We start from the raw sequence: 11,194 nt of genomic DNA, 5'->3' as shown, positions 1-11,194 counted from the left end.
AGGCGCGGGAGGGAGCCGAGCGACAGCACGGGTGAGGCGGGCGATCGCCTCACAGGCCGGAGGGACCGACCGTATGACCGCAGACCGGGCAGTGAGCGTCGACGTCAGGGCTCCCGGAGACGCCGGGCCGGCGACGGACGGACCCGAGGTCCCCCGGCACTTCTCCGCCAGTCGTCTCGTGGTCCATCTCGCGCCTGCCGTATGGGTCGTCGGGGTCATGTTCTGGGAGTGCAGGCTTCCCGCGGGGACGCACGTCGTCGCGCTGCTGGCCGCGACACCCGCCCTCGCCTGCGCGGGAAGCGCGGGCAGAGCGGGCATCTGGCTCGGCGGCGGGTGCGCGCTTCTCGCGCTCTATCCGCTCGGTCTCTGCCCCGAGTACGAGCAGTTCGCCGGCCGGCCGGCGACCACCGCGGCCATCCTCTGTGTGGCGCTGGCCAGTTGTTACGCAGTACGCCGGCGGACGCGCCTCGCCGACGAGTTGAAGAGCACCCGTGAGGCGGCCACCGCTGCGCAACAAGCACTGATAAGGCCGCTTCCTCCGCGCATCGAGGACTTCAGCATCGCGGGCGGGTATCTCTCGGCGGCCCGCTGCGCGGCAGTCGGCGGCGATCTGTACGACGCGGTGGCCACCGTCCACGGAGTACGCGTCGTCATCGGCGACGTACGGGGTCACGGGCTGGGAGCGGTCAGTACGGTCGCCGCGGTGCTCGGCGCCTTCCGGGAGGCGGCACACGACGAGCAGGACCTGGCACAGGTGCTGCGCCGTCTGGAGAGAGCCCTCGACCGGCACTTGAACGTCGTCGGCCACTCGGCGCAGGGGCACGCCGCGGGCGGCCCGGTCACCGCGCCGGGAGCTGCGGACCACAGGGCGGCCGGCGGAATCGACGACACCGACGAGGAGTTCGTGACGGTGCTGCTGCTGGAGGTCCGCCCCGAAGGCACGGTCACCGCCCTCAACTGCGGCCATCCCTGGCCCTACCGGCTCTCCCGGAAGCGTGACGGGACTCCCGCTGTGGACCCGGTGGCTGAGGACGAACCGCTGCCCCCGCTGGGCCTGCTGCCGCTGCCGCCCGGGGGGCCGCAGCCGTTCCGGTTCCGGCTCCCGCCCGGCGAGACGCTGTTTCTCTACACGGACGGGGCGGAGGACGCCCGGAACGCGTCCGGTGAATTCTTCCCGCTGCCCGAAGTCGTGCGAGCCGCCGTCACCGAGAAGACACGGGAGGCTCCCCCGAAGCCCGCCACGCCGGCGGACGTCGTGGGCCACGTACGGCAGGAACTGCTCAGCCACACACGCACCCGGCTACCGGACGACGTGGCGCTGCTCGCGCTCCGCAACGACCGGTGCCGGGTGCACGGGCAGCCACAGGACGCAGTCAGGGAACGGGTCGCTGTGCGGCTGCCGTGCTCCTGTCCGTGATCCCCGGGCCCGGGGTCAGCTGTAGGCGTAGAAGCCCGCGCCCGCCTTACGTCCGAGCCGCCCCGCGTCCACCATCCGCTGCAGCAGCGGAGGAGCGGCGTACAGGGGCTCCTTGAACTCCGCGTACATGGAGTCGGCGACGGAGGCGACCGTGTCCAGGCCGATGAGGTCGGTGAGCTTGAGCGGGCCCATCGGGTGGGCGCAGCCCATCTCCATGCCGTTGTCGATGTCCTCGCGGTTGGCGATCCCCGACTCGAACATCCGGATCGCGGAGAGCAGATACGGGATGAGCAGGGCGTTGACCACGAAACCCGAGCGGTCCTGGGCGCGGATCGTGTGCTTGCCGAGGAGACCGGAGACCGCCGCCTCGGCGCGCTTGATCGTCTCGTCGGCCGTGGTCAGCGCCGGGATGATCTCCACCAGTTGCTGCACAGGGGCGGGGTTGAAGAAGTGGATCCCGATGACCTGGTCGGGGCGGGACGTGGCGACCGCGAGCTTGACCAGCGGGATCGAGGACGTGTTGGACGCGAGGATGGCGTCGCCGCGGGTGACGACCTGATCGAGCACCTGGAAGATCTCGGTCTTGACCTGCTCGTTCTCGATCACCGCCTCGACGACGAGATCGCGGTCGGCGAAGTCGCCCAGGTCCGTGGTGAAGGTGAGCCGGCCGAGCGTCGCGTCCCGCTCCTCCTCGGTGATCTTGCCTCGCTGGGCGGCCTTGCCGAGGGAGTTCACAAGCCGGGTACGGCCGAGCTCCAGAGCTTCGCCCGTGGTCTCGGCGACCATGACGTCCAGACCGGCCCGCGCGCACACCTCGGCGATGCCGGCGCCCATCTGGCCACAGCCCACCACTCCGACGCGTTCGATGTCCGTCACCTCGTGCCTTTCGCTGATCCTGTGGTCCGGGGCGGCGCGGGCATGCACAGCCGTCCCCTGAGAGCCCCCGTACGCCGCCCGACGTTACCCCGCGCGCCCTGTCCCCGTGGAGCGGGGGCGGAAGCCGGTGCGGGGGCTTGTCCGTATGCGGTCAGCACGACAGCATCGGCGGATTGGTCTCCACCGCTTCGAGGGACCATGGAGCCGGGGACCACGGCTCACCGACCGGCAGGGCGACGAAGGTGCAGGGGGAAGAGATGCGACGGATCACGCGGAGGAGCTTCGCAGCGGGAACGGCGGGCGCGGCGGGGACGCTGTGGGGCGTCACCGGCTCGGCCAACGCCCGCGCGGCGGCGTACGACCGCAGGCGGCTGGACCAGGGCCCCGGTCACGGCGGCGGCCACCGCGACGTACGCGGCATGTGGATCGCCACCGTCGACAACCGCGACTGGCCCAGCGGACCCGGCCTCAGCGCCGAGGAGCAGCAGGCGGAACTGGTCCGGCACCTGGACGTGGCGTGCCGCCGCCGTCTCGACACCGTGTACTTGCAGGTCCGTCCGACTGCTGACGCGTTGTGGCCGTCGCGGTACGAGCCGTGGTCGGAGTGGCTGACCGGCACGCAGGGCAAGGAGCCCGGCTGGGACCCGCTGCGCTTCGCCGTCCGCGAGGCACACCGCCGGGACCTGGCCGTCGAGGCGTGGTTCAACCCGTACCGCGTCGCGCTGCACGACGATCCCGGGAAGCTGGTGGCCGGCCACCCCGCCCGCAGGCACCCGGAGTGGGTGGTCCCCTTCGGCGGCAAGCTCTACTACAACCCGGGGCTGCCGCAGGTCAGGCGCTTCGTCCAGGACGCCATGCTGGACGCGGTGGTGCGCTACGACATCGACGCCGTCCACTGGGACGACTACTTCTACCCCTATCCGGTGCCCGGGGAGACCTTCGACGACAGCGACGCCTTCAAGGAGTACGGGAAGGACTTCCCGGACCTCGCGTCCTGGCGCCGCAACAACATCAACCTGCTGGTGAGGGAGTTCGCCCACCGCGTACACCGGGTCAAGCCGCAACTGCCCTTCGGAGTCTCGCCCTTCGGGGTCTGGCGCAACCGCACCAGCGACCCGGCGGGTTCGGACACCGCCGCGCAGGTGCAGAGCTACGACGACAACTACGCCGACACACGCCGGTGGGCGCGGGAGGGGTGGATCGACTACATCCTTCCGCAGATCTACTGGCACATGGGCTTCGAGGACGCGGACTACGCCGAGCTGGCGCCCTGGTGGGCGGAGACCGTACGGGGGACCGGCACGCGTCTGTACCTCGGCGAGGCGCTGTACAAGGCGGGCGATCCCGCGCAGCCGGAGGCCTGGCAGGACCCCGCAGAGCTGTCCCGGCACCTCACACTCTGCAAGTCGCTGCCGGAGGTGCGGGGACACGTCTTCTTCTCGGCCAAGGAGGTGGACGAGGACAAGATCGGCGCGATGGCCCGCGTGGTCGCCGACCACTACACGGCGCGGCGGCGCTGAAGCAGCCGCCGGAGCACACGAGTCGGGGACGCCGCCTCAGCGGCGCCCGAAGAACTCGAGTTCGGCGATGGCCGGGCGCCGCGCCGGGCGCGCGCCGTACGCGTCCTCGACCGCCACCGTGACCTGCACGACGTCCGAACCGCGGACGTCGAAGCTCTGGTCCCCCGCCTGGTCCTTGAGGCGGAGCGACTTGGTGGTCCGCTCGCCGGACTCCTGCAGGAGCGTCAGCGTGATGTGCGAGGGACGCGCCTCCTTGAGGTACTCGTCCTGCTTGGCCGAAGTCCCGGGCGTGATCAGCAACTTGTGCAGCCGCACCGGCTTCTCGAACGAGGCCCGCACGTAGTGGCCGGTGAACGTGCCGGCCCGCGCGGGGGCCCAGTAGCGGTTGCTGAGCTTGTCGAAGGCAGCGGCCGGCCTGTGGCCGGGTGCGGAACTGGAAGCGGTCGGCCCTGTCACCTGGAGCGCCTCCGGCTTGCCCGTACTGTCCCGGGCGAAGTCGAAGAACTCGGCGAGCTGCGCGCGCGAGAGCCAGGCGACGACCGCGAGGAGGAGCAGGACCAGCGGCAGGGCGATCCGCGGTCGGGGCAGGATGCGGTGCCGTGGCCGGCTGCCCGCTGCCATGCGGCGCTCGGGGTCCGGGCCCGTCAGCCTCCGCCACCACGGGAGCGGACCCGGGGGCGGGGATGTGTCCGGTGTCCGTGCCGGGTCGAGGACGCTGTGGCAGCCGAGGCAGAGCCTGCGGTCTGCGGGGTTCACCGTCCGGCAGCGGGGACAAGTACGGGACGTTCGCGGGGCCGGCGGAGTGGACGTGGGCGGGGGCGCGGGTGTGGGTGCGGGGCGTTCCTCCTCGTCGTGGCGGGGGCCCGCCCCTCCGGCGAGTTCGTCGCCGGGACGGCGGGGAGCGGCCGCTGCCGGAGTCTCCGCTGCCGGGGCGGCCGGCTCCGGGCGAGGCGCCGCGGGCGGGGGTGCGGTGTGCGGCGCGGGCGGGGGCGCGGCGTGCGGTGCGGGGGGTGCCGGCGGAACGGTGGGGGAGTGCCGCGGCATGGGCGGAGTCGCAGCGCTCCCCCTGTCGAGTGCGCCGGGCCGGCTCTCTCCTCCGTCGGGCGTGCTCCAACTCGGGGGACGCCGCGGTGAGTCGGGGACGGTACCGGGCGTGCCCGAGTCCGCTCCGCCGGCGGGGGCGGGCCGGTCCCGCGGTTCCCGCTCGCTCTCGTCCTCCCAGCCCAGGAACGCCTGGCAGGACGTGCAGAACTGCATGTCCGGCGCGTTGCGGTGGCCGCATTCGGGACAGGTCGTCACGGTCCCGCTCCCTCCGTCGTGGGCAGGATCTCCAGCTCGTACCCCACGTGCGCCGGCACCTCGGCCGTGATCAGCTTCTCCAGTCCCGCCCGGTCCACCCGATCCGGTTCCGGGGCGCGCAACCGCACCCGTACCCAGGGCGGTCCGTCTCCGGGGAGCGCGGCGTGCGGGTCCGTGCTCCACGTGCACACGCCGCTCTCGGTGATCTCCGGTTCGATGCCGGTCTCGACGCGTACGGCCGCCGCCAGGCCCTCCTTCGTGCCGCGTCTGCGGTGCCGTACGACAGCCCCGGAGACCACGGCGCGCCGCTGGGTGACGGGGCGCTCCTCGTCGACCTCCACCGACACCCAACTCGCCAGCCACGCGACGAAGTCGTCCGGGGCGGTGACGGGGTGCAGGTGTGCGGGGAGGTTGTCGAGGGTCAGCAGCACCGGCGCCAGCACCTCGTCCAGGGCGCCGAGGAACCGATGCAGGAAGTCGTCCTCGACATACAGGGCGGGGAGCTGACGCAGCAGCGGGCGGGGGCTGGGCAGTCCGGGCACCGAGGCGCGCATGTCACGCCTCCCGCACGCGTAGCTGGTGCTCGTAGCTGAAGACCAGGGCGTGCCGGTCGAGGGTGATCTTGTTCGTGGCCTCGTCCCGTTCCCCCGTGACCGGATCGGCGGGGAAGAGACGGACGTCCTCCACCAGGTCGACGTCCGGCACCTGTTGAAGGACGGCGAAGGCCTCACCGGAGTGCACCGGACGTCCGAAGGGCCAGCCGTGCCCGTCAGGGCCGCCGGTGAGCGCGTTGAAGTAGCCGAACAGTGCCGCCAGCGCCTCGTCCCGCAGCCTCTCGTGTGAGGCGCCCCGCACGGCCTGTACGGAGGCGACGATCGTGACGCCCTGGTAGTAGGGGGGTCCGACGATCAGCCGGGCACCGACGGGACGCCGCGACTCCAGGTGCGCGGCGATCGTCGCGAGCGTGTCCTCCGGCGGTCTCAGCTGGTCGAACTCGATCCGGCCCTGCGCGTCGCCGCTGCCCGCCGGGACCACCAGCAGCCTTACGCCGCCGCCTTGTTCGTCGTCCGGCCCCGCGGCGTCGGCCGCGCCCACCGGTACGCAGCACACGCGGGCGGCGTCCGGGGCCACCTCGGCCGCGAGCTGCTCGTAGTCGGCGGGGACGACGGCACGGTGCAGCGTGCGCAGCGTCATGGGGCCCCGTACGCGGACGTTCTCCATGCTCTCCCCGTCGACGCCGCCCTGGGCCGGACGCCGGTTCTCCACCCGGGCCACGTACGGCAGAGAGCTGCGCAGCACCCGCAGCGCGCCGCGGGCCACGTTGCCCGCGCTGCCGCCGCCCGTGCGGTAGCGGCGCACCCGGACGGGACAGCCCTTGGGCGGCACCGCGCCGTTGAACCGGAGGCTTCCGTTCCGCTCACGCAGGGCCGGACCGAAGTCCACGCGGCCCGAGTTGGGGTCGAGCGTGATGTGGCGGTCGGCCGGTGTGGAGTGCGCGAAGCTGTCGACGCGTGTCCACTCCACCCAGCCCTCTCCCTCGGCCACTTCGACGACGAAGGGCTCCTCGTCCTGCACCACCGGAGGCCGGGCCACGTGGAACTCCTGCCCCGGCACCCCCTCCGAGATCCCCAGCGGCTCCTCGTGGACGGTCTCGGCGTGCGCCGCCTCCACGGTCCCGCCGATGGTGAACGCCGTGACACCCCGCACGGTCGGCGACTGCAGATACGTCGGCGTGCCCTCGACCGCCTCCACCAGGCGGCAGCGGACCCAGCCGCCCGCATGTCCGGCGACCGTCGTGACGGCGTGCGTGGCGGGCATGTGCAGGATGACCTCGCCCGCCTTGTTGAAGCCGCCCGTGTCGTCCTTGTCGACGGTGCAGGGGACCCAGCCGCTGCCGTCCCACGCCTCCCACAGCAGCGGCGGCCTGCGCGGGTCGACGCCGACGCCCTCCACACGGCAGTCCAGCCGCAACACCAGCACACAGCCGGGCACCGGGACGGACAAGCCGATGCAGAGGCAGTCCCCGGGCACCGGTGATGCCTGGAAGCACGGCACGTCACGCTGGAGCGCCAGCTCCTCGGAACGGTCGGCGGCACGCCCCGAGCCGGGCCACGTGGCCAGATGCGCGTAGGAGCACGGCACCACCGACAGATCGCGCCTGGTGGTGAAGACCACCGCCTCCTCCGTCTCGGTGCGCAGCGTGGCCACCTCCGTGCCCGCGTGGACGCGCACCGGCTCGGGCTGCGGCGCCGACAGCCAGAAGGTCACATCCGTACGGGCGGCCGTCGGCGGATAGAGCCGGACGCCGATCAGGTCGAGGAAGGCCAGATAGTTCTTGTCCGGGACCCGGTTGAGGCGGTAGACGAGCTGGTCGACCATCGTCGCGAACGCCTCGATGAGCGTCACCCCGGGGTCGGAGACGTTGTGGTCCGTCCACTCCGGACACCGCTGCTGCACCAGCCGCTTCGCCTCGTCGACCAGGGTCTGGAAGCGCCGGTCGTCCAGGTTGGGACTGGGGAGCGTCATGCTCCACCCTCCTCGCGCTGCGGGATCACATAGAACGGGAAGACGAGGTTGCGCGGATCGTTCGTGCCGCGCACCGCGTAACTGATGTCGATGTAGAGGACGCCGTCGTCGGCGCCGTCGAAACGCACGGCCACGTCCGCCACTTCGATGCGCGGCTCCCAGCGCTCCAGGGCGAGCCGCACCTCGTACGACAGCTGCCCGGCGGTGCCGGCATCGGCTGGCGCGAAGACGTACTCGCCCAGGGCGCAGCCGAATTCGGGGCGCATGGGCCGCTCGCCGGGCGAGGTGCCCAGCACGACCCTGATGGCCTCCTCGATCTCCCGGTCGCCGCCCACCAGGGCGATGCTGCCGGTGGCGTCCGTACGGGGCGGGAACGCCCAGCCGCGGCCGATGAACTGCTGCGCCACCTCACCCTCCGATCAGGACGGTCGGGCACCCGGAGGTGACGGCGGCACCGCAGCCGGCCTTGTCGCCGACGCGAGCCGCCGGTCTTCCGCCGATCAGGACGCTCGAACTCCCGGGCCCGGCAAGGGGACCGGGCGGATGGGCGGCGGGCGAGGCGCACTGGTGCGAGGTGCCCACGGTCGCGGCGGGCCTGCCGCCGATGAGCACGCTGGGCACGCCCGGGGGACCGATCGTGCCCGGGTGCGCGGTGGGGTCACCGACGCGTGCCGCTGCGGACATGTGCTCCTCCTCTTCCTCGCCCGATGCGCCGTGCGGTCGGCACCGGGGTCAATTCAGGCGCACCATGGGCGCGTTGACGGACACGGTCTGACCGCCCTTCACCTCGGTACGGGTGTCGCCCGCCACGGTCACCTGGCTGCCCCTGACCTCCATGGCGCCGCCCGTCGCGAGGGTGACGCGGCCGTTGCCGCCGTCGACGTCGACTCCGCTGCGCGAGGTCAACTTCACCGAGCTGCCGGAGAGTTCGAGGGCGCCGTCCCCCGCGTCGAGAGCGACTCCGTCCCCGGCCCTGACGGAGACCTTCTCCTTGGCGTCGATCTGCACCGTGCCGTCGCTGTGCAGCACGATCGTCGTGCCCCTCCGGTCCAGAGCGATCTTCAACTTGCCGTCCCCGGTCACCAGCCGGACGCCCTGCGCGCCGTTGGCCGCGTCCAGGACCTCCAGCTTGTTGCCGCTCCTGGAGCCGAAGGCGCGCTTGTTGACCGCGCCCGTCGTCGGGTCGACGGACTCGCCGTCCTCGTTCCCGGCTCCGCCTCCCGCCGCGCCGGGCCCGCCCCCGGCACCTGCTCCGCCCCCGCCGCCAGGCTTGTCCTGCCCGTTGTAGAGCGCCGCCAGCACGAACGGGCGGTCCAGAAAGCCCTGTTCGAAGCCGACCAGCACTTCGTCCCCCACCTCGGGGATGAACGCCTCGCCGCCGCCTGTGCCGCCCGCCTGCGCCGTACGGGCCCAGTCGCTCGCGTACTCGTCGGACAGCCACGGGAAGCGGACCTTGACCCTGCCGAGGCCGTCGGGGTCCTTGGTGTCCGTCACGGTTCCGTTGACCAGGCCCGTACAGCGTGCTCCGCCGGCCGTGCCCCGTCCGTCGCTGCCCGTCAGACCGAACAGCGTGCGCTCCTGCTGCCCCGAGACGGTCACCCAAGTCTCGTAACCGCGCCGGGAGTCGAAGACGTGCCGCGAGGAGGTGACCGTGTACCGGCCCTCGAAAGGCGCGCCGACCCCGGCCAGCGTGACAGCACCCCCCGCCCGCACCTGCGGATTGCCCCTGATGACCGCCTCCAGCTCCGCGAAGGACCCGGCGATGCGTTCCGCGACGGCCTTCGCCGCCTGGTCCACCTCGGCCTGCGTGCCGTAGGCGGCGTCGCTCACGACGAAGTCGGCCTCGCCGAACGGTTCGGTGACCTGCGCGGCCGTCACGCCCAGGTCGAGAGTGCCGGTCCTGCCCGCCGCTGCACGCCCGACCAGCGCCTGCTTGGCCTTCACGTCCCAGCCGCGCACCTCGACGCCGGAGACCTGCTCGGCCGCCGAGACCGCGGCCCGGCAGCGCAGCAGGTTGTCTCCCATCTCCAGGACCAGGGGTTCGCCGGCGGCCCGCGCCGAGACTCCCGGGGCTCCGGCCGCCTCGGTGGGCTTGGTGACGTGCACCCGCCCGTCGGCGACGTACAGCTGCGCACCCGCCTCCTCGGCGAGAGCGCGCAGGAACTCCCAGTCGGAGATGTTGGGTTGGGCCACGTGCTCGCGCACGGGCCCCGCGACGTCGACCTTGCCGGGCTTGAGTCCGGCGCGCTGTGCGACGCGGGCGCAGATGTCGGAGAGCGTCATGTTCTGGTAGCTGGCCACCCGACGGCCGCGGAAGAGGCGGTACGACTCGTCGAGGCCGCGCACCACCGTGAACGTGCCCGTGTCGTCGATCTCCAGCTCCAGAGCGGTCACGCTTCCGGTGAGCAGCGGCTGCGTCGACGTTCCGCCTGCCCTGGCCAACAGCCGTACCGCCGTGCCGACCTTGACGCCCGCCTTCTCCAGCAGCGTGCGGCTCGGGTCGCGGAAGCGGAGCACGAACAGGTCGGGCAGCGTCCGGCTGTCGTCTACGTAGCCCTCGACCAGCGTGTTCGCCAACGCGGCGGGCAGCGCCCGCCCTTCGAACTCGACGACCACCGATTTCGCGACGCTCTGTCCGGCCATGACCCCGCCTCACCGTCCCGGAGCGGGGGTGTCGAGGGCGTTGCCGGGGAACCGTGGAAAGCCGCCCGGGGGAAGGGCCCGGTTCCCGGCGCGACCCTGCGGTACCTCCTGGCCGCCCTCCCACAGCGCCTCGGGGTGGTGCGGCGAGGTCTGGAGGCGGTCCAACTCGTCCAGCGCGGGCAGCAGAAGCTCCCGGCCCCCTGCCAGCCGCATGGGGTCGTCGATGTTGTTGGCCTCGGCGATCACCCGCCAGGCCGTGGGGTCGCCGTACTCCTGCCAGGCCAGGTGCGGCAGCGTGTCGCCCGTCTGGACCCGGTGGACGCGGCGGGAATGCAGGGAGCCCGACGTGGGGTTCTGGCCCGGCGTCTCACCGGTGATCTCCTCCATCGTCACCTGGCACACCGCGCGGACGGGCACCCCGGAAGTGGTGAACAGGGTGTATTTGACCTGTACTTGACTGACGTAGCCGGGGAATCCGGTGAGCCCGCCCCAGTGGAAGACGACCCAGGGAGGCGACGAACGCTGCTGCTGCCGGGTCTCACTCGTCGGCACGCAGCAGGAGAAGAGCTGCTCGACCGACTTCACGACACTGCTGTCCTGCGTGTCGCTCGCGTCGAAGAACATCTCCACGGTGAGCTTGCTGGGCTGCGGCCCCTGGTACTCCGGCGGGCCCGCGCTCTTGGCTCCCTTGGCCGGACTGCGCTTCCACGCCGCCGCCTTGGTGAGGCTCAACTCCTTGGGGTTGAACTGGAAATCGATGCGCCCGCTGGGCCCGCCCGGCGTGAGGCTGCCGCCCGGCGGAGGCGTACGCAGCTCCAGATACGCGTGTTCCAGCTTGGGCCGTCCACCACCGCCCGCACGGGCGGCTCCGCCCCCCGACGCCGCGGCGCTGAACGCGACAGGTGTGCTCATC

At 72.3% G+C, this 11,194-nt stretch carries 10 protein-coding genes; 2 read left to right on the top strand and 8 right to left on the bottom strand.

What is annotated here, in order from left to right:
- The first annotated feature begins 73 nt into the window (after positions 1-73).
- Positions 74-1,417 carry a PP2C family protein-serine/threonine phosphatase gene (locus tag ACFPA8_RS21955; protein ID WP_386451146.1) on the top strand — a complete coding sequence of 448 codons (1,344 nt, stop codon included), beginning with the start codon at positions 74-76 and terminating at the stop codon, positions 1,415-1,417.
- A 15-nt stretch (positions 1,418-1,432) separates the two neighbouring features.
- Here the strand turns inward: ACFPA8_RS21955 and ACFPA8_RS21950 are convergent, their stop codons facing one another.
- Positions 1,433-2,293 carry a 3-hydroxybutyryl-CoA dehydrogenase gene (locus ACFPA8_RS21950; protein ID WP_386451145.1) on the bottom strand — a complete coding sequence of 287 codons (861 nt, stop codon included), beginning with the start codon at positions 2,291-2,293 and terminating at the stop codon, positions 1,433-1,435.
- Positions 2,294-2,550: 257 nt separating this feature from the next.
- On the opposite strand from ACFPA8_RS21950, the gene ACFPA8_RS21945 reads away from it, so the two are divergent.
- Complete coding sequence (locus ACFPA8_RS21945; RefSeq protein WP_386451144.1) at positions 2,551-3,813, top strand: glycoside hydrolase family 10-like protein; 1,263 nt, start codon at positions 2,551-2,553, stop codon at positions 3,811-3,813.
- Positions 3,814-3,849: 36 nt separating this feature from the next.
- On the opposite strand, the gene ACFPA8_RS21940 is transcribed toward ACFPA8_RS21945, so the two are convergent.
- The 7 genes from ACFPA8_RS21940 to ACFPA8_RS21910 all read right to left on the bottom strand — a co-directional run bounded on the left by ACFPA8_RS21940 (position 3,850) and on the right by ACFPA8_RS21910 (position 11,193).
- On the bottom strand, positions 3,850-4,434 hold the full coding sequence (locus tag ACFPA8_RS21940) for an NADase-type glycan-binding domain-containing protein (protein ID WP_386451143.1): 585 nt from the start codon (positions 4,432-4,434) through the stop codon (positions 3,850-3,852).
- Between the two features lie 674 nt (positions 4,435-5,108).
- Positions 5,109-5,666 (bottom strand): phage tail protein, encoded by a 558-nt coding sequence (locus ACFPA8_RS21935; RefSeq protein ID WP_386451142.1) that lies wholly within the window; start codon positions 5,664-5,666, stop codon positions 5,109-5,111.
- A gap of 1 nt (position 5,667) precedes the next feature.
- Positions 5,668-7,638: a putative baseplate assembly protein gene (locus ACFPA8_RS21930; RefSeq protein WP_386451141.1), complete on the bottom strand. Its 1,971-nt coding sequence runs from the start codon at positions 7,636-7,638 to the stop codon at positions 5,668-5,670.
- Positions 7,635-8,045, bottom strand: coding sequence for a GPW/gp25 family protein (locus ACFPA8_RS21925; protein WP_181766748.1), 411 nt, complete (start codon positions 8,043-8,045; stop codon positions 7,635-7,637). The genes ACFPA8_RS21930 and ACFPA8_RS21925 overlap by 4 nt, the downstream gene beginning before the upstream one ends.
- Before the next feature lies 1 nt (position 8,046).
- Positions 8,047-8,322, bottom strand: coding sequence for a PAAR domain-containing protein (locus ACFPA8_RS21920; protein ID WP_386451140.1), 276 nt, complete (start codon positions 8,320-8,322; stop codon positions 8,047-8,049).
- A gap of 48 nt (positions 8,323-8,370) precedes the next feature.
- Entirely contained in the window at positions 8,371-10,281 is a 1,911-nt protein-coding gene (locus tag ACFPA8_RS21915; RefSeq protein WP_386451139.1) for a VgrG-related protein, read from the bottom strand.
- 9 nt (positions 10,282-10,290) lie between these two features.
- Positions 10,291-11,193: a CIS tube protein gene (locus ACFPA8_RS21910; protein WP_386451138.1), complete on the bottom strand. Its 903-nt coding sequence runs from the start codon at positions 11,191-11,193 to the stop codon at positions 10,291-10,293.
- Position 11,194 lies beyond the last annotated feature (1 nt).

Origin of the sequence: Streptomyces ovatisporus (genome assembly GCF_042653885.1) — a bacterium.
In the GTDB taxonomy this organism is placed as follows: domain Bacteria; phylum Actinomycetota; class Actinomycetes; order Streptomycetales; family Streptomycetaceae; genus Streptomyces; species Streptomyces ovatisporus.
Note: the sequence above shows the minus strand (reverse complement) of the source record. Positions and strands in the feature narration are given on the sequence as shown.

Bases quoted from the DNA above. Each gene is read 5' to 3' on its own strand.
- ACFPA8_RS21910 (WP_386451138.1), bottom strand. From the start codon at position 11,193: ATGAGCACACCTGTCGCGTTCAGCGCCGCGGCGTCGGGGGGCGGAGCC.
- ACFPA8_RS21920 (WP_386451140.1), bottom strand. From the start codon at position 8,322: ATGTCCGCAGCGGCACGCGTCGGTGACCCCACCGCGCACCCGGGCACG.
- ACFPA8_RS21955 (WP_386451146.1), top strand. From the start codon at position 74: ATGACCGCAGACCGGGCAGTGAGCGTCGACGTCAGGGCTCCCGGAGAC.
- ACFPA8_RS21940 (WP_386451143.1), bottom strand. From the start codon at position 4,434: ATGGCAGCGGGCAGCCGGCCACGGCACCGCATCCTGCCCCGACCGCGG.
- ACFPA8_RS21945 (WP_386451144.1), top strand. From the start codon at position 2,551: ATGCGACGGATCACGCGGAGGAGCTTCGCAGCGGGAACGGCGGGCGCG.
- ACFPA8_RS21935 (WP_386451142.1), bottom strand. From the start codon at position 5,666: ATGCGCGCCTCGGTGCCCGGACTGCCCAGCCCCCGCCCGCTGCTGCGT.
- ACFPA8_RS21915 (WP_386451139.1), bottom strand. From the start codon at position 10,281: ATGGCCGGACAGAGCGTCGCGAAATCGGTGGTCGTCGAGTTCGAAGGG.
- ACFPA8_RS21930 (WP_386451141.1), bottom strand. From the start codon at position 7,638: ATGACGCTCCCCAGTCCCAACCTGGACGACCGGCGCTTCCAGACCCTG.